Origin of the sequence: Bacillus sp. MYb78, from assembly GCF_002975115.1 — a bacterium.
Classification (GTDB): Bacteria; Bacillota; Bacilli; order Bacillales; family Bacillaceae_G; genus Bacillus_A; species Bacillus_A cereus.
Genome location: NZ_PCOB01000003.1, coordinates 269,097 through 289,795 on the forward strand (window position 1 = coordinate 269,097; position 20,699 = coordinate 289,795).

The following is a 20,699-nucleotide window of genomic DNA, read 5'->3' on the forward strand; positions in this document are numbered from 1 at the left end:
ATGATTATAAGCTTACAAGAACTGCGTGAGGAGGATATACTAATACATAACCTTCATGAACATCACCATCACATGTATGTGCGTTCTTTAATAATTCAGGTAGCATATCTTTCACTTCTTTTGCAGTTGTAAATTCATATCCATGATGTTCACTATTATCGTGAATATGAGAGACAAACCATCGTCCTCTTAAGTCATCTGGCATTTGTGCTAATGCATCATGAGAAATATTGGTTCCTTTTGCATAAATACGAAGAATGTCTGCAATTTCACACTCATCAGCAACTTCACTTAAATCATTTGCTTCATAAAAAGTAAGACCAGTATTTGTTCTTAATACAACTGTATGTAATAAGAATTTAGCCATTCTTTCTTTATTTTCTTTTCCTTTTTGAATCATTTTGTTTAATACTTGCATGAAAGCAGTTAAAACATGGTGTTCATTGTTTTCTGTGTTGAAAGGAATGTATTGGATGTCTTCATGGATAACCACACTGTCTACTGTCGAAAATACTCTGTAAGCAGGGGCTACAATTAGCTGTTTTCCATCTGTTAACACTTCATAATAAACATCTAAATAGACATGAGCAGGATTCCTAAAACCGTGTTCTTTATCTAATTGAACCGACATTAGTACACATCCCCCATATGTTGGTGTGTCTTCTGGAGATAAAGCATCTTCAGATATAAATGTAGTTGCAATATCATTTAGACGATTAAAATCAGTATTTTTAATATCCAGTTTTACTCCTAAATCAGTTAATTTTCCTAAAACTTCTTTCATTGCTAACTTTTCTTCAATTTCTTCTTGTTTTAACGCAATATCAAGAGCTTTTAAAAACACATTTAAAGCAATTTGTTCAGCGTTTTTTTGTTCAAATGAAATACATTCATCAAATGTGATTTCTCCATTTTCTTCAATAAATACACGATAAGAAATTGAAAGTTTATTAGCTTCTACATATTCATGGAAAACGTCCATTTGAACAGATGCACCTTCTTCAAAACCTTGTTTGGAACCTAATTCACTATGGAATAAAATATAATCACCGAAGTTTGGGCAAGGTTTGTTACAATTACGTCCTGCAAAAGAGAATGCATTAAGTCGCATTTCCGATACTGTAAAACATTCTACTTTCAAACCTACATTATGTTTTGCTACTTGTCCTAAAAATTCGTTCATCATAAAAAATCTCTCCTTTTTTTATCTCTTCTTTTGAAGACCTGTTTTATATAAATTCATGTATTATATGCAATTCAGAAGGGAGAAATAATTCCAATGATAACTTTGTATAATAAGAGAAATATAGAAATGAGGTAGTCAAACGACTATAGTTAAATGGGGGAAATTATGGGAATTGCATTTGTAAGTGTATTTGAAGAAGACGGATTTGCACATGTTATGATAAGTGTGGAATGGAGTGACAAGTATATAAGCAAGAAAGCCTATTCAAGTCCATTTACTACAGTTACAGTGGATTTAGAAGGGGATTTAATTGCAGAGAGAAGTAAAGGGTTAGGGATTGATAGCGAAGGAGAGCAAACCTTTGATAGCTTATCTCAAGTAGAAGAAGAACAAGTTTTTCATTATGTGAGAGATAATAAAATCCTAATACAAGATGCGATACAGACAGGATTACATATGTAACAGAAAAAGCATGTTAGTTATAATTACTAACATGCTTTTTTCTTAACGTGTTTCTGATTTTAAAATTTTGTTATAAGAAGTAAATATAACTGCCTTATCTTCTGTAAATGAAGTTGCTTTTTCTTTGTTATTTGTAGTTGTAACGCCTGTTTTCGTTAATTGAATGTATCTATTATGCTTTGCTATTTCAGAAGCATTTATATCAATTAAGACCATCTTTTTCATATTAAAAACCACCTTTTTGATTATAAGTACATCATTTTCCTCATTAATGGCATCATTTCTTCTTTACCGTACAGCTTCATTAATCTGTTCAAAGCATCAATTGGTGCTTCTACCTCGAAGTATTTCATATCAGCAGAATCAATGGCCACATCATTCCCATGTGCATTAGGAGAGTATTTCTGGATATTATCTAATACTCGTCTTTGTTCTGGAACAAAACTACTAAAAGCAGGATATTTTTTTGAAATTTCATGAACCTTTTTTAAATGTGATTTTGTTGTTACAACGATACTCATAACATAAACATCTCCTTTTATATTCATCTTTTGAAAGAACCTGTTTTATAACTTATCTTCATATTTTAGATTATAAGATGGGAGATAATAACAAAAAAGTCCCTAAAATAGGGACTTTTAACTTATATAAATCTACTTTAAAAAGTGATTAGTCTAATTGTAACGAAGGGATATGATGTTTTACCATGTAGTCCAAAAAGTTTTCAAGAATATTTACTGCTCGTTCTTCAGCATTTCTAATATTGTTTATTGATACATAAGCGACTTCTATCCCATACCCTGAAATATCACTACGGATGCGGTAGTAGATATCATTTCTTGCATCAATTTGTATCTTTTTTGTATAGTCTATCTTGTAGTACACATCTAATTCTACCTGGTGCGAATAGATATCACTGGTAGGTTCGCTACGCAACTCAAAAGTAATCAGTGGACAATCACTATAATTAGGTGTACTGCCCATCTCTGCGTCAGGCAAGGTCTTTTCAAGCCATGTTATAGCATGATTCCGTAATCCCTCATAATTTAATGATTTAGCTTCCAACTTTATATCGTAGTTTGCTACTTTATTTAAAAAACTCTCCATCAAAAACACATCCCTTCTTAATACCTATATTTTACCATTTATTAAGTGTGTAAGTTGCATAGTTTTATAGAGTTTTACTTCAAAAAAATAATGTGTAAAACAATAAGCGTTTGCTTTGGAAAAAGAGCAAACTTCTGATATTATAGAACAACGTAATAATTACATTATTACATAAGGATATTTACATTTTAAAAGAAAGGAGGTCAATAAACCATGAATATTGTAACATTTGGAATTATTTTAGTTGTAACTACAATCATCATGATAATTCTATACGCTTTTAACCGAACAAAAGGTGTAGAGACTTTTGGGGGTCATACGTTTATATCATTTGGTCTTGGTTTGATTACAGGTTCTTTTGGTACGCTTGTAGACAAGATTCATTCAATTGTTATTGCAATTATCAAAGTCACAAATGATAAAACGCAAGCAAAGACATTAACTGATGCTACTGATGTAAACTACATCCAGTTAGTTACAGGGATTGCCTTTGTTGCTCTTGGTATTTGGTTTATATATAAGTTGAAAAACCGCATATATATACTAAATATTAATGGTTATGCTGACCATCGAATTGAAAACAATCAAAAATCCTTAGGCTTAAACGAATTTGATTTTAAAGAAAGAGAGATTGAATTCATTCAGCGATTCAAGAAAGCACAAAGAAATGCAACAGAGCAAGACGTAATCCCTGAAATTACTGAAGAGTTGGTTCCTAAACTCGAAGCTTTCAAAAATGAAAGTAGAAAGGTTAAAAGAGGTTATACGGGAATTGCTCCTATTCCGCTTATTTTATATGCAGGTAAAATATTAGATGGTCATGAAATCAATCATTTCTATGAACGAAATAAGTTTACACAGCAGTATTACAAGTTAGATAAGAGCAAGAAAAACTACGAAAAACTGAATTTGCAAACAAATTTACAAGCGTTAGCGAATATGCAAGTAACAGAAGCTGTATTAAAAGTGAGTATTACTTTTGATATTTCAACGCAAGATACGTCTCAGTTTGGAAATATCCCAGTAGTAGAACTAAAGGTAGACGCACCTAATGAAAACTTAGTTAGCGGAAAAGACCAATTAGATAGTTACGTCAAGAAAGTTTACGATACGATAAGAGATATAAAGACATCAAATCATGCTATTCAAAGGATTCATCTATTAATATCTTCTCAAAGTTGTGTACCTTTTGAATTAGGAAGATTGTTAGATGACACAAGTATGCCTGAAATTATTTCCTATCAGTATGAAAACCCAACTTATAGGTGGGGACTTATTGTAAATAAAAACAACAAGGGAACATTTATTACGGCTCCGTAAAATAGAAAGGAGGATGGATATGTATAATTTGAGTTCAAAATTCAATACGTTTTACAATAATCATGTTGTTTTGCAAGGGGAAAAACAGTCAGAATTGGGTAAGAAAAAAAACACCAATATTGACAGATTAAAAGATGGATTAAAAGAATACAACGATGAACATGATACAAATTACAAATTAGTGGATAATGTGATTCAAGGTAGTGTAGCGATGCATACAGTTACCCAAAACGATGAAAACGAATATGATATTGATGTAGCTATTATATTTGACAAATCAAGCATCCCTGATTCTACAACACGAGTAAAAAATATCATGGTAGACGCATTAAAGCGAAAATGTTCAGGTTTTCGTACTGAACCAGAAGCAAAAACAAATTGTATTAGAATTGAATATGCGTCTGGTTATCATATTGATTTTGCTATTTATCGTAGATTCTTAAATGATGATGGTGAGTATGAATATGAACATTGTGGTAGTGAATGGAGAAGTCGAGACCCATGGGCAATTACAAATTGGTTTAATACAGAAAATACAGCTTCTAATAACGATTTAAGAAGTGTTGTGAGATTGCTGAAAATGTTCTGTAAATCAAGAGATGGATGGTCTATGCCTGGAGGATTAATTCAGTCCGTATTAGCATCTGAGTCAGTATCTTCAGATGCAAGATTGGATGTAACATTCTATAATACTATCTGCAATATACGAGATAGATTAGGACAAGACCAAGAAGTGTATAATCCTACTAATGCGGATTTAACTTTATTGTACACAGTGAAAGACAAACAAAAAGTTAAGAATCTGCACAGTAGGTTAACAAGCTATATCAATAAGCTGAGTGTACTGTTTGAAGATGATTGTACGAAAGAAAAGGCAATCGAAGCATGGAATGACTTCTTTAGTCATTCTTATTGGGCTGAACAACTACCTAAAAACGAAGAACGTATCCAAAAAACAATTGATATGTTTGCGGAAATGACTTCTGCAATAGGCACTCAAAAGGAAACAGTTACCGTACAAGTATTTACCGAGTTAGTATCTGGTCAACGTATTCCACTAAATGCATTTAAAGGTAAGCTTCCAAAAGGAAAACCAGTTACCTTTATTGCTGAACCGAGCTTTACAGACTACACGGACATTAAGTGGTTTGTAAACAATACGGGTGATGAGAGTGTGAATAACAGAAGTTATGACACAAACGGAAAAGAAAGTACTCATGAAACAAAATACAGAGGTAAACATACTGTCACTTGTAAAGTGTATAGAAATCAACAGGTCGTATGCCAGACGGTAAAGCGAGTAAGTGTCCGATAGAAGAGAGTTTTTAACTCTCTTCTTTTTATTGACTATAGTTAACGAAAATGTTATTATAAATTTGTGCTTAAGAACATGATAATAAAAAACAAATAAGATGAATGTTCTACATCGGTAAGCACAAAAAACTCAAATTTTAATAGGTACAACGTATTTGTCGTCCCAAATGCTTGTACAAAAATAATGTATACGATTGAGAGTCTAATACTATGTCATATGCAACAAGTCTGGATTCTCTATACTATCTCGTTTCTTGATTTCTATTTTTCAATACAACCATGAGAATAGTATAAAAATAATCAATGAGGATATCCTCATTGAACTGTAAAAGACCACTTTTAAAGAGGTCTTTTTTATTTATATATATAGTTTGATAAATAAAAAAAGAGAGTAAAAACTCTCTCTTATCGTTTAGCCTTAAATTCAATAATATATCTAATCTTTACCTGACTTTCTTTGTAAACAATGTATTCATTATGTAATAAGTGTCTACCTTTCACACCTTTTACAGAATTGTATCCCCAAGGAGCAGAACGTAAGTGGGACTGAGCAGAATCATATTCTTTAATTTTACCAGTCGCTACATCACAAAGGAATAAGTAGTGTGAGTCATTGTCTGAACGACTTCCAAATCCCCAACAATAGTTAGCACTCTTCGTTGAACAATCCGCAGTATAGATACCCCCACCAAACATCGAACCTGTGTGAACGGCAGACGATGGCTTTACCTTTAATCCACTCTGAAGAATGCTTAAGACGTTTTCATTACGAGAACCATGGAATAACTCCATTGTTGAAACGTTGTAAGGGTTGAAAGAATTGTATCCTGCCATATCTTCCACTTCATACACCTCTTGCACCTCGAAATCAAAGTGATGGTTATGTCCTTTTGTAGACATGACTTTTTCTACAATTCGTTTATATTCTTTTGTTCGTTTTGATAAAGCTTTTAAACTCACACCGAGAGCCTTGTATTTATCATCTAATGTTTTTTCTAAACTATTTTGTACTTTTACAACGGATTCAATAACACCTAATAAGTCTTTACGGTCATTTAATCGTTGGAATGAATTAATTATCATGTTTGAGTAATCAACTCTTGCTCCAAATACAAAGGGGATAATCGAGTAGAATTCATCGGATAGAATTTCAAACTCTTTAGTTGTTTTATTAGGAGAGTTTAACAATGCTTCAATCTTATCTAAAATTGCATGTCCTTTTGCAACTTGGTTTCCACTTAATGCACCTAAAGGTGTTTGAATAGATTTTACTAAGTAACTTGTAGAAGACTTATAAAGTGTTCCAATAAAACGCAATACTTTATCTTTTACCTTGTCCAAGTCTTCTTTTTTCGTATCTTTTGATACCTCTACTGTACTCTGAGAATTTCCACTTACATCTAATTCTACTTCTTTATAACCTTTTCGGATTTTTTGATTTAATGTTGTTTTAAACTTGGATTTTGCCACTGGAAGTGCCTCACAGTTTTTTGATGTGGTTTGAGGTGCTTTTCCTACACGACCATATTCAGAGTGGACAATATATGTTCCATCTGCTAATTCTCGTAATTCGAGAATATAAAACTTATTACTATTTGCTCCTAATGAAGCATAATTTAAAACCTTCTTTTCTAAAACTGTATGATTTGACAATCGAATCATCCTCTCGTTTATTTTATCGACTATAGTTAACGGAAATCTATCATTATTATACATCAACTATAGTCAAAATAAAATACAAAATGTGAACATGGAGGCTGAACGAATTAAGTGCATTAATGAAAAGTATTGCGATTAAACTACTCCATTTTAAATACATATATTTTTTATTTACTATACAAATGTCAATAACCGTTTAAATGTGTTTAATTATTATTAACGTTCTTTAAGTAAGTGTTTTTTATTGTTTGTATATAGGTTTATGTTTCGGAGGGTTTTAATATTCTGTCAATTAATTAATAACTACTTTTTTAAAAATTTTTTAATTGACTATAGTTTATAAAATAGTGTAATATATTAACTATAGTCAACGAAAGGGGGTGGTGGATTGATTACCATGCAAATTGTATGGGCACTTGTATGTCTCACTTTTATTGTGATTGAATTGTGTTCTGGTACACTGCTTATTTTCGGATATGGGATAGGGGCACTTGTTTCTTATTTTCTATCAGGAGATTTTTCGGTTACTGTCCAAGTTACAGTATTTCTTTTTGTTGGAACTCTTATCTTAGGTGTTATGTATCCATTGCGAGGACGCATTTTTGCAAAAGATAAAGGGGATGAATTGTCTTCTAATTCATTAGAAGGAAAGACTTTTACATCACCAGTTGCAATGGAAGAGAAGAGTGAGCATCAAGTTTCTCTTGGTGATACATATTGGTTTGTTATTAACCAAGGAAGCCCTATAAAAAAAGGTGAGAAATTTATTGTTCTTGGATATAAAGGCAATAAATTACTTATCAAGAAGAAAGGAGAATGAGACTTGTTTCAGTCTATTGTTGAGTTTTCTAAAGACATGTGTATTATTCTTGGTGGAACAATATCTACATCAGCAATGGTTGCATTAATTTTCGTTTTAGGAAGTTTTATTGTACGAACAGTTTTGAACTTTCGATATGATAGGAAACAAAAAAGACAATTGAATATGATTCAAGCTACTCGTCCTTCAAATCTCATTAATTTTAATGAGTATAAAAAAAGGAAAACGCTAAGGAAAATGGCGTAATGGAAGGAGTTTGAATAGTCATGGGAATGATTATTACTGGCATTATTGGATTGATTGTACTTGGTATTGTAATTTCTTCAATTAAAGTTGTTACAACTGGTCAAGTTTATATTGTAGAGAGGTTCGGTAAGTTCCATCGTCAATTAGAACCAGGGTGGTATTTTATTATTCCATTTATTGATTTTGTTCGTGCAAAGGTTTCAACGAAACAACAAATTATTGATATTGAACCCCAGAAGGTTATTACTAAGGATAATGTATCAATACATATGGATAATGTGGTTTTCTTTAAAATTATGGATGCTAAAGCGGCCGTGTATAACATTGAGAATTATAGAGATGGAATCGTGTATTCCACCATTGCAAACGTTCGTAACATTGTAGGGGATATGGATTTAGATGATGTTTCTAAGAATCGTGATAAACTAAATGGCGATTTGCTAAATACAGTGGATAAGATTACAGATAGTTATGGAGTTAAAATTTTATCTGTTGAAATTAACAACATCATTCCTCCTGCAAAAATTCAAGAGGCTATGGAACTTCAAATGCAAGCAGAGCGCTTGCGAAGAGAAGGTATTTTAAAAGCTGAAGGAGAAAAAGAAGCTTCAATCTTGCGAGCTAAAGGTCATAAAGAAAGTCAAATCACAGAAGCAGAGGGTAATAAATTAGCTCGTATTTTAAATGCAGAAGCAGAGAAAGAAGAGAGTATTCGTTTAGCAGAAGGTAAAAAAGAAGCGACTTTACTGAACGCAGAAGCACAGGCTAAATCAATCGAAATTGTTGCAGAAGCAGAAGCGAAAAAAATTGAAAAAATTAATACTGCTATTTCAAATACAGGAAATAGTGACACTGTATTGAAATGGAAGCAAATTGAAGCAGTTAAAGAAATGGGATATGGTCCTGCAAACAAATTAATTGTTCCAACAGATATGATGAATAACTTAGGAACGATTGCTACAATTGCTGAAACTGTGCAGTTAACTAAAAAAGCAAGTTAGTAAAAAGGAGCTATTATGGCTCCTTTTTATATGTAAAATAATGCTTTTATATACATAATAAGGTATACTAAAGAAGACGAGATACCCTATATCTTATCTTTTTGAATGCAGATGCCAATCTACTGGTATCTGCTTTTTTTATGCTTACGTTTAGAAACTGGTAGATAAATATAATGGAAATAAAAAAGAGACATTCTATTGAATGTCCCTTTAATGCATATTACTTAGCAAAGAATTTTGTGTAATGTTCTAAGCCAATTACGTTTTTGCGTTTTACTGATTCTAACTTAGTAGTACCAGAAGTTGTTGCGTATCCAATGTGATTGTAATCTTTTACGAATACTGCATGAATCCATTTAGCGAAATCTTCATGTGAACAATTATCTTGCATTGCTTGTTTTGCAACGAAGATTAATGTTATAGATTTTGAAGCACCAAATGATTTTTTAACATGCTTTTCATCCATAAATTTGAATGATTCATTTAGATAGTTTGTAAGTTCTTTTAATTCATGAATGTCTTCTGTTTTGAAGGCATCTTGATTAAGGAACCCATCAATTGTTTTGCTATCTAAAGCAGTGTTATTTTTGGTTTTTAAAACACATAATGCTTTTAATAACATATCTGAATGATTATCATTTTTAAGACCACTCGCACTAAATCCCGCTTGTGTAAATTCTAACTCCTTCATTTCCGCAATAGCATGAAGTAATTCATAAGACATCATAGCTTTACGGATTTGTGATGGTTTTAATGCTTGACCATTGTTCCATCTTTTAAATAGGTCAGCCTTTTTAGAATCATCTAAATCCTCGTAACTCTTAATATCCAGAATTAAAGCCATGATACGGTTTTGATATTGTTCTGGTAAATCTTTAAAGAACATGCCACTAACGTCCATCTTCACTTCTTCACCTTCACTATCAAAACACTGTACAAATGAATCTTTAAGAGCGTAACGATTTCGAACATAGTCACGGATTGTTGTCAATCTTTGTTTTCCATCTAATACATTTCTGAATTTTTTCTTGCTTTTACGAATTGTTTGCGTCTTAATTTCACCAATTGAAACTTCTTCTAAGATTGAAACAATTAGTAAAGATTTCTTTTCAACAGTCCAAACAGCATTACGTTGGATTGGGTCATTAAATAAGAAAACTGTTTGACGCTCCATAAATTGTGCAACTGACATTTCATCTTTTGTTGCATCGAAGCAAACAAAGTCAACTTTCATATCAGATGTACATTTGATAACACGAACTTCCTTCTTAGTTTCTGTACCTTGTTCAATAATTGTTGTTGTGTTTGTCATTATAATTCTCTCCCTGTTAAATAAATTAGTTAAATACCTGTTTTATAAATTATCCTCATATTATATGCAGGAGATAAGAGTTTCATAATTTTATATGCATAAAAAATGGCTTACACCAAAAGAAATTTGTACTTTTTTAGAGATATAAAAAGGCACACAACCATCTATAATAGGTAGTTATTTATAAATTAGGTATTTTATTGCGTGAAATAAAGTTAGATAGGGAGTGTGTATAAATGAAGGTGTATCATGTTTCTTTAGATAATAAGAAAACGAATGTATTTGCTCCAAGAGTTCCAAAGGACGAAATGCGATTGGCAGAAGAAGATAGTACCAGTGCCCGTTTTTGTGTCTCGACGACTATTGAAGGGTGTTTATCTGCGGTCCCTTGGGGTGGAGAATCATTAAGTTTACATGATAATAAAGTGATTACGGTTTATGAGTTTGATACAAATGATTTAGTGAATCAAGAGAATTTAATTGCTCCTTCGACACTATATCAAAAGGGTTTTGTTCCTGATGCGATGTATACGAGTGAACATTGGATTGTAAATGAATCTATACAGCCTAAAAATGTTTTTTGTATTGCAATAGATTCATATGAGGAAATAGTAGTTCCAGATGTTCCGTATGAAGATAGTTTGGTTTTAGAAACAGGTCTTGTAACGTTAGATGAGGTTTGGCAAGGAGATTTTGTCATGATTGAAAATATAAAATATCAACTATGTAAAGAAAAGAATGTAGCATAATACATTCTTTTTTATTTTGACTAAAGTCTAAAATATTTATATTTCATTGACAATAGTAAATAAAATAATCTATAATGTAACCATAGCAAGGAAAAATACATATTTAGGAGTGTGATTGAAATGGGTTTAGTAACTCGCTTTAAAAATGTTTGCAAGGGGTATTTCAATAAATGGCTTACAAAAGCAGAAGACCCTGAAGTGATGTTAGAGCAATTAATTGCAGAAAGCAAAACAAAGTATGAAAAAGTACAAATTGAAACTGCGAAAGCTATTTCCTCACGAGCAATGGTTTCAAAGGACTATGAAGCTCAATTGAAAAAATGTGAAGACTTAGTTGCAAAAGCGAAAGCATCTATTAAAGCAGGGAATGATAAACTTGCCACTGATTTCTTAGAGCAAAAGAAAGATGAAGAGGAAATTCTTCAAGAAATCAAATTGAGTTTAGAAACGGCCGAGAGACAAGAAGAGTCATTAAAAGATGAATTAAAACGTTTGACAAAAGTAATGAAAAAAGCCGAAACGAAAAAACAATTACTTATTGCTAAGAATAACAGAGCACAAGCTCAAAAAACAGCTCAAGAGATTCGCCATGATTTAGATGGAGGAAACACTCTAACTGAAATTGGTAAAATCGAGAGAAAAATTGACGAGAAAGAATCTTTAATTTCTGCAAAAGAAGATGTTCACTCTATTATTACAAAATCAGATGTAGAACGTGAATTTGAAGAAATTAAAGCAAATGAAGTAAGTGAAGAAATTCAAACTGAATTAGAAACTTTAAAAGCTCAAATGGCAAGTGAAGAGTCTAAAGAAGTTGCACTAACAAAAGAAGCATAATTTAAAGAAAAACCTCTCTCTTATATAGTAGGAGGGAGGTTTTTTAAGGAGAGATTTTAGTGCCAAATGAAAATATGATACTTGTAATTTTTTTCATTGGAATACCGATGTTTTCTCTATTGTTTTGCTTATTCCCGATTATAACGATAGTAGTAGCTTTGGGAATTTGTCTGCTATTTTCTATATGGTGTACGATTACAGATTCTTATATGGAAGTTAGTGATGTGAAAGAATCCATATCTAATAGATTAGACATATCAACGGGCGAAATTCTCTTTGATTTAAACAAAAAGAACGCTACTTATTTGAGACCTGGAAACTATAGCGTGTTTACTTCAAAAGGAGAATTTATTCTGGAGTTAGGAATTGAGTATAACAACTTCTATTGGATTGAATTAAGCCAAGTATCGGATGTTAATTTCATAGATGAATTAAACATATGAGATAGGAGGGATAGGTAATGGATGAAGAAGGAATTATAGGTTGTTTTGGTGTCTTAGCAATTTTAGGAGCATTATTCTACTGTTTCCCCATTATTATGGCTGTTATTACATTCACGATTATAATAATTGGTGTTTGGACGGTTCACTCTGATTCTAAAGATAATAGAAAAAAGTTTCTTACTGATTTGCAATCTGAAATACCTCAGAAGCTTAGAATTACAAAAGATGAAGTAATTTATGATTTCGGAGAAAAAGGTGAATCTTCATGGAAATACGAAGACTTTCGAATTTTTACTTCCAGAGGAGAATTCATTGTAAAGATTAAAGATGTAGATAAGAAAGATATTGAGTTAGAGCAAGTATCTGATGTTGATTTCATGAAGGAGTCGAAACAATAATGATAGCAGAAATTTTAATGGTCTTTGGGCTCATAGTTGGGTTGATTATAGCTATTTCTCGTTTATCTCCTATAATTGGAATTATTTTCTTAATCATGCTATTGATTGGCATTGTCGTATTTAGTCATTACATACGAAAAGAAGAGCTTACAGAGTTAAAAGAAGTAATAGCTCATAACCTGTCAATTTCACAGAAAGAGATATTATTTGATGTTGAACGAACGAGAAAATCTTTCTTAGGATGGAGAAAACTATATGTTTTTACATCAAAGGGAGAATTTGAAGTCAATATACATAGAGATAATGGTGAATGGGTAGGTATAGATTTGATTTCTATTTCAAATGTCGATTATATGAAAGAATTAAACTACTAAACAAAATGAAGAGAGGTGTAAACATAATGGTTATGCGTTTTATTGATGGATGTTTCAACAAAATATGTTTTTACATATTCTCTTCATTTTTATATGAATGAATTTTTAGAGAGGTGTCTATATGGATAAAAAGAATTATGAAAGTTTGTTCATGATGGGTCTGACAATTATGTCGATTATGGCTATAGTGGAAGAGAATTTTCAACGATATTTTATTATTTTATTGATATATATATGCTTCATTACTATGATTCATTTCTTTCTTAATTATAAAAAATCTAAAACAAAAAATATGGTAGTCATTGAAGAATGCGTGAGAGAGAGTTTTACAAAATTAATAAATGACTCCTATTATAAACTTTACGAAAATCAGCACCCTAAAGAAGTGGAAGAGAAATTCTTAGAGACAGTTAGAGCAATGAACATTATCATTCATCGAAACGGAGCATTGAATAAAAGCTCTTTCAAAGATAGATGCTTAAAAGGTTTTTACGAAGAAGACATCCGATTCTTTACAATGTTTGGAGAGTATACCTGTACTGTGAATGTATTAAAAGATGGATTAGGTGAACTGAAGAACCTCGACCAAATTTCTGATTTGGATTTTGATAAAGCGTTGAAAGGGATTTAAAAATTGTAATATTTATTTGTTTTTAGAATTTTTTAGAATTTATTCCTTAAAGTAGGAAGAAGGTTATGTAAAGGAGTTGAGGATATGTCTGATAACAATACTTCATCTATACTATTCACGATGATAATTCCGCCTTTAGGGTTCATATTATTCTTGCTAAGACCTTCGTTGACAAAACTATATACAAACCATTTTACTGCATTTATTTTGGGGTTTATTGGTGTTGTCATGTGTATTATAGGAATCTCGCTTTATATTTACAAAATAGAATACAACCGTATTAAAAACAAAGATTTTGATAGAGTAAAAAAAACTCTAACAAGGTACCTCAAAAAGAGTTTTGTATTAGTGGAAGAAGAAAAAGGATTAACAAAAAAGGATATCAATAAAAGATGTTTTACATCTTATCAAACAAAATTCACTGTTTTTGTTCCCGATGGAGAACTCTTATGCACTGTAAACGTGAGTGAATATGACGTTGATGTTATGAAAGTAAAACGAGTATCAAAAATGAATTTAAATAAAGAACTTTATGCGAGTTAATATATGCAGGAAATGGGTGAGAAGGCAATGTTTGATGCAGAGGTAGTAGAGAATCCATTTATTATTATATTATTTATCGTGCTTGTTGGACTGTGTAAAGTCTTCTATGCCACAAATGCTTTCGCTTTCTATATTGTGATTACAGCTCTTCTTAGCATTATTTTAGGCACGATATATTTTATTTACAAAAAAGAATACAACCGAATAAAACAAAGGGATATGGATAGAGTAAAAGCTACTTTGACGAGATTTCTCAGAACAAAGTATTCAACAATGTCCCAGATTAATAGTTTTTTTGTATTAATGGAAGAAGAGAAATATGTATCAAAAATAACTATTTTAAAAAGATGCTTTAAATCGTATCAACTAACTTTAACAACGTTTATTCCAAGTGGAGAGCTTTTATGTTCTGTTACAGTGAGTGAAAACAAAGTTGATATTGATGAAGTAAGAGAAATTTCAATGTTAGATTTAAAGAAAGAGCTGTATGTGAATAAGTAAATAGAGTATGTAAGGAAGTGATTTGGATGTTTGATGATGAATCTAACGATTTATTAGTTTGTATAATGTTTGCACCAGTAGTTATTACGATTATAGCGTTTCTAATTATCTCTTTTGTACATATGTTTGTTAATTTCTATAATTCAAATATATTTTACTTTATAACAGGGGTTTCTGCTTTTGTTAGCTTAGTTGCAGGAAATGTGTATTGTCTTTACAAGAAAGAATATAACCGAATTAAAACAAATGATTTTAATCGAATAAAAGAAGAAATAAAAAAACATATTCGTAGTTGCTATGTAGAAAATACTTTTTGTTTAGTTGAAGAAAAAGAAGTTTCAAAAAGAGAAATTTTGAAAAGATGTTTTCGTACATACGAATTGTCGATTCATGTTTTTGCTCATCATGGAGAATTGGTTTATCAAACAAAGGTAAATAAAGATGAGGTATGGTTCAAAAACATAACGCAAGTTTCAAACGTGAATTTTGCAAAAGAATTTTATAAGAAATCAAAAATATAGGAATAGATACTTTATCAATTCCTATATAAATCCAAAAATATTTAAAGTTTAATAGTTTAAGGGAGGGCTTAAAATGTGTGATAAGGAGTCGGAAGAACACTCTAATTCAAATTTATTCCTGTATGCACTTCTGCCTTTAATAGCGTTCTTGCTTCCATTTCTTAAGCCAGAGCTGAGTTCCGAGAACTTTATAAAATTCGTCAATACACTAATAGGTGTTCTTGTATTTGTGGTTGTATGTATCTCTATAACCTTCTTGAGAAGAGAATATAACCGCATTAAAAGGAAAGATTTTGTTCGAATCAAGGAACAAGTTACACAGCATGTAAAAGAGCACTACTACTTAGGAATGCAAGACAGTTTTATTTTAATTGATAAGGAGAAAAATCTAACAAGAAAAGAAATCTTAAAAAGATGTTTTTCTACATATAAGGTAAAGATTCCTGTATTTGCTCCAAGTGGAGAGTTTCTATATGAAGTGAAGGTTAATGAACAAGATGTAGAAATAATAAACTCTAAACGGGTATCACATGTTAGCTATGGTAGAGAGCTATATGTATATAAATAAATGGGTATGTTAAAAATAAATATTTTTTTATATTAATAAAAAGATATGAAGAAGGAAGGAGATGTAGAAATGTTTCATAAAGATGACCCAGAAGTAGTTTTAATGAAATATACAATTTTTTTGGGAATAGGATTAATCGTTTTCAACATCATAGTATGGGGTGTTTTATGGGTTACGAATCTTGTTATGAATAATCTAACTGTAGTTATGTATGGAATTACAGGGATTGTTTTTATCGGAGTAGGTATTTCGATGTGTTTTATCAGGAAAGAATATGACCGTATTACAAAATATGATTTTGACAGAGTTAAACGCTTATTAAGTCAGTATCTTAATGAAGAATATTTTAATGGCCAGAATAATAGTTTTATTTTAGTAGAAGAGGAAAAGGGAGTAACAAAGAAGGATTTTTTGAAGAGATGCTTTGCCACCTATCATATAGATTTAAAGGTGTTTGTTCCAGATGGAGAACTTTTATGTACTGTAAAGGTATATAAAGAAGGAATCCGAGTAAAAAATGTTAAGCGTCTTTCTCATATGAATTATAGAAAAGAATTTACGAAATAAATACATATCCAATAAATATTTTTGGGTTTATATAAGAATTGATAATAAATAAAAGGAGAGATTTTAAATGTTTAAAGATGTAATTAAAAAAGTAGGTTCTATGCAAAATGTAATTTCAGCTTCTTGTATCGGTGGTGGAGCAATTCTATTCAATTGGTTATTCCCTAAAATCACACTGTTTATCATTATCGGATTGTTAATTTTTAAGTATAACGAACCAGTAAAAAAACGACTTTTTAAAGATAAATAAGAAAGGGAATTCAAATGAAAACGAATAAAATTCAAATCGCAGTAGTAGTAGTTCCTTATTTTGTTTTATTAACAAAGTTTGTTATGAATCATAATATAGCAGGTTCTGTTATTTTGACCATATATGCTGTACTTATTTACAATTTCATCTCTTTATTTAAATTAATTGATATGAAAGAGGTTAATTTTAAGAGAATTCATAGGAAATTAAAAAGTGTCATGAAGTTAAAAAATGATGATTGCATTGTAAAGTGTGACCAAAAGGTTCCTTTTATACATGTATTAATTGGAAAAGAACAATCTTACCTTTCAACATGCAATGTCTTAACCGCAAATGGGGAATTCACCATTTTAGTTGAGGTAACACCAAAAGAAATTATTATTAAGCATAAAGAGTGTGTTCAGCAGTAGAAAAATGTGGAGGGGAATAATGATGAATATAACATCTCATGTGGAAAATTCAAAATATGTCTTATTAGGAATATTGGGGGGTATCACATTTTTTGCGGTTGTTATTCGCCCTCTCTTTTATTTAGTCCCTGTATATATGAAGTATATAAAGAATAGAAAAGTAGAGGCAGAGAAAAGAATTGTAACAGTTAAAGAATATGTTTCAAAATGCTTTGGGGTAGAACAAGAATCAATAGTCGTAGAATGTTTAGAAAATAAATCGACTTCTAAGTTAAAGGGATTTTATGAATATATGACAAAGAAAGCAGAATCATATCGTGTGTTTTGTGAGCATGGAGAATTTATTTTCAAAATGGACATGTATGATGGTAATACAAAACTTACTGATGCCAAAATGGTATCTGATACAAATTTCAAAGATGCATTATAAAGAGTGTCTGATTAATGGAAATGTGAGGTGTAAATAACATGTATAGAAAAGAATTTATTTGTAGTGTAATAGGTTTTTTGTTTGCTATAATTGGCTCTATTTTGAACATGAATATCTTTTCTGGTGGTGTTCTTTTTATTTCATTATTAGGGGTTATATATATTTATAAAAAAAAGCTAAAAGGAGAGTCCATCATAGCTGATAGAGTAGTGAAAGCTCGTATTTATGAAAAGTTTTATTCTCCTATATATGCTCCTGAAGGAAAAACAGTCCTATTCGAAAAATCGTTAGAAAATACATATCGAATTTTTACAAAAAAAGGGGAGTATGTACTCACTATACATTCTTCGGCACAAGGAATTGGCTATGAGTATAAGAAAGTATCAGATGTAGATTATTTCAAAGAAATTTCGTGATGGAAGCAAAATAATAAAGGGGTGAAAAAAGGATGAGCAAGGCTAAGTATCTATTGGTAGGTTTAATTTTTGTTTTTGGAATATATATATACCCATACGTTGATGAGCTTGGTGTTTTAATCGGTGTTGCAGTTTTTGTATATTTTATTTTGTATGATTTAAAAACATTTATTGAAAAGATAGATGATAAGAACAAAGATATCGGATTGAGGGAATCACTTCATATAGTCTTTTCTGCTCCTAAATATGCTCCTGAAGGAAAAAAGGTCATTATTGAATTTGTTAAAAAAGATGAGTATCGAGTTTATACAAAAAAAGGAGATTACTCCATTGTTATTGAGCGAGGGGAAGAAGATGCAATACTGAATATGAAAAAGGAAAAATTATCAGACGTAGATTTCTTCAAAGAAGTATTTTGATTTTATTAAGAAAACTATGTTATGAAGGGACTGATAAAGGTGAAGTATCTACTATTAGGAATTTTTATCTTTTCAATTTATAGATTTCCATCTTTCGATAATTTCAATATCTTAATTGGCTCATTTTTGTTTGTTGTTTTTATTGTATATGATGTTGTCAATATGAAGTTAAAAAGAGAAGAACTAAATGAGGATGAGCGATTAAGAAAGATGATTTATAGAAATTTTCCTGCTCCTGAGTTTGCACCAGAAGGGAAACAGGTAATTATTGACCGTTTAACATCAGATGAGTACCAAGTATATACAACAAAAGGAGCCTATTCTTTTATTGCTGTGAGAGGACCATTTGATTTAATTGTTGATATAAAGGAAGAAAAGCTGTCAGACATAGATTTTTCCAAAGTAATAGCTTGAATTGTGTAAAGAAAAGAATGTAGCATCATGCATTCTTTTTTTATTTTGACTATAATTTATTTTATTTTTATTTCATTGACAATAGTAAATGAAATATTTATAATGATAACCATATCAATGGTCAAATATAAATGGATTGACAAGGAAGTGAGATATAGATGAATGTGCATATCGAATATTTCATTAAGTGTTTGACAGAAATTTTAGAAAAAGATTTAAAAGAACATGCAGTAGATGTTCCAAATATGATTCAACAGTCTATTTTTTATGAATTGATAAAAGAAGAGCCTTTATTTGCAACGCATTATCCACCCGAATATTGGTCTGATGAAATTTATAAAGAGCAAATTGAAAGGAAGTAGCGATATGGATAGATATAATGTATTGAGATTTTGCATTCCTATTATGGGCGGGCTTATGTTTCCACTTGTGGTGTTTTTTGATAATCCAATAATATCTTTGGGAATTATCATGGGTATTCTATTAATTAGTTTTGCGTTCCATTTGGTTTTGAAAATCCATAAAATCAAGTACGAAGATTTGGAAAGAGCTGAAAAGTGTATTTGTTATGAGCTTGGTTTCCTTATGCTTGATAAAGAAGGATTCTCTATATCAGTGATAAATAGAGAAACTAAACTTAATGTAATCACTTTACTAAAGAGATGTTTTTTCAGTTCCTGTGAAAACTACAGTGTTTACACATCTATGGGAGAAGTGAAGGTAAGTGTTATGATTTACGATGAGATTGCTTTTATTGATGAAATGGATTTTATATCAAATGTTAATTATGAAGAACTTTTAAACGTAAGTTAGGAAGATAACTTTAGACTTCTTGTTATTACAAAAACGTTCGCATTATTATGAACAGCAATTTGTTATGTGAAAAACTTGTATGTTATTTTAAAATATTTTCTACATGGTTTATCCTATTTATTTTTTACAGAAAAACTATATGTTGTATACGAAATATAATAAAAAAACGCTCCTGGCATAAAATACTATGTTATTACAAATCAGGTATTTTATGAATTTATTTAAAAAGGGGAGCGTTTTTATTATGTCTATTTTTTATCACATTTCAATGGATTTACAGCATTCAGGAGAGTTTGTACCAAGAATTCCATCTTGTCGTCATCAAGACAAAGAGGACGATGTGACAAACCGCATATGTGTGAGTAGAACGATTGATGATTGTCTTTCAGCTATACCAAGCGGAGGGGCACATTTAGAGGAGTTAAACATTGAACAAAGAGGATATTATAAAGTATTTAAAATTGATACAGAAAAATTAGGTATCGAGGATTCAGATATTGTTTCATCGGATGTTTTATATCAAGAAGATTTAGTAAGAGATGCTGAAGTGACAAATGAGCATTGGATTTTAAAAGGATTTCAGGTAGCTAAAGAGGATTCTTATATAATAAAGCTGATTGCTTGGGAAGAGTCTTCTAAAGATATTGTGCCAGAATTTATTTATCGAATGGCAGAAGAACAGTATGGAGGAGATTATGTTAAGGCATACACTGACCATTTCAACGGCTATATGCCTTGCTCTACGTTTATAGTCGATGCAGGTTATGTAAAGGAATTTGTAAATGCAGGGATGACTTTGAGTTTTTATTTTGATACAGAGGAAGAGAAGGAGTATTTACTGTCTAAGTTTCAATTAGATAAAAGAATACATATCTCATATCAAGACATGGATACGATATCTATTTGCATAAAAGAAGATATGTCATGTGAAGAGTTATTTACTCAACACCTTCAATTCTTAAAGAATAATTTATTATAGGAGTGTTAG

General features: G+C 30.8%; 32 protein-coding genes. 26 read left to right on the plus strand and 6 right to left on the minus strand.

Annotation, left to right across the window (positions count from 1 at the left end):
- Positions 1–4: 4 nt before the first annotated feature.
- The gene (locus CQ064_RS08920) at positions 5–1,186 is read right to left on the minus strand and encodes a hypothetical protein (RefSeq protein WP_000980777.1); all 1,182 of its coding nucleotides are present in this window, start codon (positions 1,184–1,186) and stop codon (positions 5–7) included.
- A 165-nt stretch (positions 1,187–1,351) separates the two neighbouring features.
- Between CQ064_RS08920 and CQ064_RS08925 the strand changes: the two genes are divergently transcribed.
- A complete protein-coding gene (locus tag CQ064_RS08925; protein WP_000510394.1) occupies positions 1,352–1,648 on the plus strand; it encodes a hypothetical protein in 297 nt (98 codons plus the stop codon).
- A 42-nt stretch (positions 1,649–1,690) separates the two neighbouring features.
- Here the strand turns inward: CQ064_RS08925 and CQ064_RS08930 are convergent, their stop codons facing one another.
- The 3 genes from CQ064_RS08930 to CQ064_RS08940 form a co-directional block, all read right to left on the minus strand.
- Complete coding sequence (locus CQ064_RS08930; protein ID WP_000738919.1) at positions 1,691–1,873, minus strand: hypothetical protein; 183 nt, start codon at positions 1,871–1,873, stop codon at positions 1,691–1,693.
- A gap of 20 nt (positions 1,874–1,893) precedes the next feature.
- Positions 1,894–2,169, minus strand: a complete 276-nt coding sequence (locus CQ064_RS08935; protein WP_000029650.1) for a hypothetical protein — start codon at positions 2,167–2,169, stop codon at positions 1,894–1,896.
- 148 nt (positions 2,170–2,317) lie between these two features.
- On the minus strand, positions 2,318–2,755 hold the full coding sequence (locus tag CQ064_RS08940; RefSeq protein WP_000443326.1) for a hypothetical protein: 438 nt from the start codon (positions 2,753–2,755) through the stop codon (positions 2,318–2,320).
- 213 nt (positions 2,756–2,968) lie between these two features.
- Between CQ064_RS08940 and CQ064_RS08945 the strand changes: the two genes are divergently transcribed.
- Positions 2,969–4,075, plus strand: coding sequence for an SAVED domain-containing protein (locus tag CQ064_RS08945; protein ID WP_001028553.1), 1,107 nt, complete (start codon positions 2,969–2,971; stop codon positions 4,073–4,075).
- Between the two features lie 19 nt (positions 4,076–4,094).
- Positions 4,095–5,390, plus strand: coding sequence for a nucleotidyltransferase (locus tag CQ064_RS08950; protein WP_000282552.1), 1,296 nt, complete (start codon positions 4,095–4,097; stop codon positions 5,388–5,390).
- 404 nt (positions 5,391–5,794) lie between these two features.
- Here the strand turns inward: CQ064_RS08950 and CQ064_RS08955 are convergent, their stop codons facing one another.
- A complete protein-coding gene (locus CQ064_RS08955) occupies positions 5,795–7,051 on the minus strand; it encodes a WGR domain-containing protein (protein ID WP_003273073.1) in 1,257 nt (418 codons plus the stop codon).
- 394 nt (positions 7,052–7,445) lie between these two features.
- Here CQ064_RS08955 and CQ064_RS08960 point away from each other — a divergent pair, with 394 nt between their 5' ends.
- The 3 genes from CQ064_RS08960 to CQ064_RS08970 are packed head-to-tail and all read left to right on the plus strand — an operon-like array spanning position 7,446 to position 9,115.
- The gene (locus CQ064_RS08960; protein ID WP_003273075.1) at positions 7,446–7,868 is read left to right on the plus strand and encodes an NfeD family protein; all 423 of its coding nucleotides are present in this window, start codon (positions 7,446–7,448) and stop codon (positions 7,866–7,868) included.
- Positions 7,869–7,871: 3 nt separating this feature from the next.
- Positions 7,872–8,114: a hypothetical protein gene (locus CQ064_RS08965; protein WP_000487820.1), complete on the plus strand. Its 243-nt coding sequence runs from the start codon at positions 7,872–7,874 to the stop codon at positions 8,112–8,114.
- Between the two features lie 20 nt (positions 8,115–8,134).
- Positions 8,135–9,115 (plus strand): SPFH domain-containing protein, encoded by a 981-nt coding sequence (locus CQ064_RS08970; protein ID WP_000525387.1) that lies wholly within the window; start codon positions 8,135–8,137, stop codon positions 9,113–9,115.
- 220 nt (positions 9,116–9,335) lie between these two features.
- On the opposite strand, the gene CQ064_RS08975 is transcribed toward CQ064_RS08970, so the two are convergent.
- Positions 9,336–10,427, minus strand: a complete 1,092-nt coding sequence (locus CQ064_RS08975; RefSeq protein ID WP_000185907.1) for a DUF262 domain-containing protein — start codon at positions 10,425–10,427, stop codon at positions 9,336–9,338.
- 236 nt (positions 10,428–10,663) lie between these two features.
- Here CQ064_RS08975 and CQ064_RS08980 point away from each other — a divergent pair, with 236 nt between their 5' ends.
- From CQ064_RS08980 to CQ064_RS09075, 20 genes are all read left to right on the plus strand, one after another.
- A complete protein-coding gene (locus tag CQ064_RS08980; protein ID WP_000870140.1) occupies positions 10,664–11,176 on the plus strand; it encodes a hypothetical protein in 513 nt (170 codons plus the stop codon).
- A 120-nt stretch (positions 11,177–11,296) separates the two neighbouring features.
- A complete protein-coding gene (locus CQ064_RS08985; RefSeq protein ID WP_000524913.1) occupies positions 11,297–12,013 on the plus strand; it encodes a PspA/IM30 family protein in 717 nt (238 codons plus the stop codon).
- Positions 12,014–12,072: 59 nt separating this feature from the next.
- Positions 12,073–12,456 carry a hypothetical protein gene (locus CQ064_RS08990; protein ID WP_001132406.1) on the plus strand — a complete coding sequence of 128 codons (384 nt, stop codon included), beginning with the start codon at positions 12,073–12,075 and terminating at the stop codon, positions 12,454–12,456.
- A gap of 17 nt (positions 12,457–12,473) precedes the next feature.
- Positions 12,474–12,854 (plus strand): hypothetical protein, encoded by a 381-nt coding sequence (locus CQ064_RS08995; protein WP_000343059.1) that lies wholly within the window; start codon positions 12,474–12,476, stop codon positions 12,852–12,854.
- Positions 12,854–13,228 carry a hypothetical protein gene (locus tag CQ064_RS09000; protein ID WP_000559862.1) on the plus strand — a complete coding sequence of 125 codons (375 nt, stop codon included), beginning with the start codon at positions 12,854–12,856 and terminating at the stop codon, positions 13,226–13,228. Before CQ064_RS08995 ends, CQ064_RS09000 begins: the two co-directional genes overlap by 1 nt.
- Positions 13,229–13,349: 121 nt before the next feature.
- A complete protein-coding gene (locus CQ064_RS09005) occupies positions 13,350–13,859 on the plus strand; it encodes a hypothetical protein (protein WP_000358745.1) in 510 nt (169 codons plus the stop codon).
- A gap of 84 nt (positions 13,860–13,943) precedes the next feature.
- Positions 13,944–14,402 carry a hypothetical protein gene (locus CQ064_RS09010; RefSeq protein ID WP_001282840.1) on the plus strand — a complete coding sequence of 153 codons (459 nt, stop codon included), beginning with the start codon at positions 13,944–13,946 and terminating at the stop codon, positions 14,400–14,402.
- Between the two features lie 27 nt (positions 14,403–14,429).
- Positions 14,430–14,903, plus strand: a complete 474-nt coding sequence (locus CQ064_RS09015) for a hypothetical protein (RefSeq protein ID WP_000458930.1) — start codon at positions 14,430–14,432, stop codon at positions 14,901–14,903.
- 26 nt (positions 14,904–14,929) lie between these two features.
- A complete protein-coding gene (locus CQ064_RS09020) occupies positions 14,930–15,424 on the plus strand; it encodes a hypothetical protein (protein ID WP_000459047.1) in 495 nt (164 codons plus the stop codon).
- Between the two features lie 73 nt (positions 15,425–15,497).
- On the plus strand, positions 15,498–15,992 hold the full coding sequence (locus tag CQ064_RS09025) for a hypothetical protein (RefSeq protein WP_000332861.1): 495 nt from the start codon (positions 15,498–15,500) through the stop codon (positions 15,990–15,992).
- 69 nt (positions 15,993–16,061) lie between these two features.
- A complete protein-coding gene (locus tag CQ064_RS09030; protein ID WP_000468562.1) occupies positions 16,062–16,559 on the plus strand; it encodes a hypothetical protein in 498 nt (165 codons plus the stop codon).
- A gap of 67 nt (positions 16,560–16,626) precedes the next feature.
- A complete protein-coding gene (locus tag CQ064_RS09035) occupies positions 16,627–16,809 on the plus strand; it encodes a hypothetical protein (protein WP_000471767.1) in 183 nt (60 codons plus the stop codon).
- Between the two features lie 14 nt (positions 16,810–16,823).
- On the plus strand, positions 16,824–17,219 hold the full coding sequence (locus CQ064_RS09040) for a hypothetical protein (protein ID WP_000856155.1): 396 nt from the start codon (positions 16,824–16,826) through the stop codon (positions 17,217–17,219).
- Between the two features lie 19 nt (positions 17,220–17,238).
- Entirely contained in the window at positions 17,239–17,649 is a 411-nt protein-coding gene (locus tag CQ064_RS09045; RefSeq protein WP_000981123.1) for a hypothetical protein, read from the plus strand.
- A 38-nt stretch (positions 17,650–17,687) separates the two neighbouring features.
- Entirely contained in the window at positions 17,688–18,065 is a 378-nt protein-coding gene (locus tag CQ064_RS09050) for a hypothetical protein (protein ID WP_000285933.1), read from the plus strand.
- A gap of 32 nt (positions 18,066–18,097) precedes the next feature.
- Positions 18,098–18,484, plus strand: coding sequence for a hypothetical protein (locus tag CQ064_RS09055; RefSeq protein ID WP_000030329.1), 387 nt, complete (start codon positions 18,098–18,100; stop codon positions 18,482–18,484).
- Between the two features lie 39 nt (positions 18,485–18,523).
- Positions 18,524–18,898: a hypothetical protein gene (locus CQ064_RS09060; RefSeq protein WP_000876326.1), complete on the plus strand. Its 375-nt coding sequence runs from the start codon at positions 18,524–18,526 to the stop codon at positions 18,896–18,898.
- Between the two features lie 158 nt (positions 18,899–19,056).
- Positions 19,057–19,260, plus strand: a complete 204-nt coding sequence (locus tag CQ064_RS09065) for a hypothetical protein (RefSeq protein ID WP_001100595.1) — start codon at positions 19,057–19,059, stop codon at positions 19,258–19,260.
- A gap of 4 nt (positions 19,261–19,264) precedes the next feature.
- Positions 19,265–19,711 (plus strand): hypothetical protein, encoded by a 447-nt coding sequence (locus CQ064_RS09070; protein ID WP_000376444.1) that lies wholly within the window; start codon positions 19,265–19,267, stop codon positions 19,709–19,711.
- A gap of 244 nt (positions 19,712–19,955) precedes the next feature.
- Entirely contained in the window at positions 19,956–20,690 is a 735-nt protein-coding gene (locus CQ064_RS09075) for a hypothetical protein (protein WP_000021916.1), read from the plus strand.
- Positions 20,691–20,699: the final 9 nt, after the last annotated feature.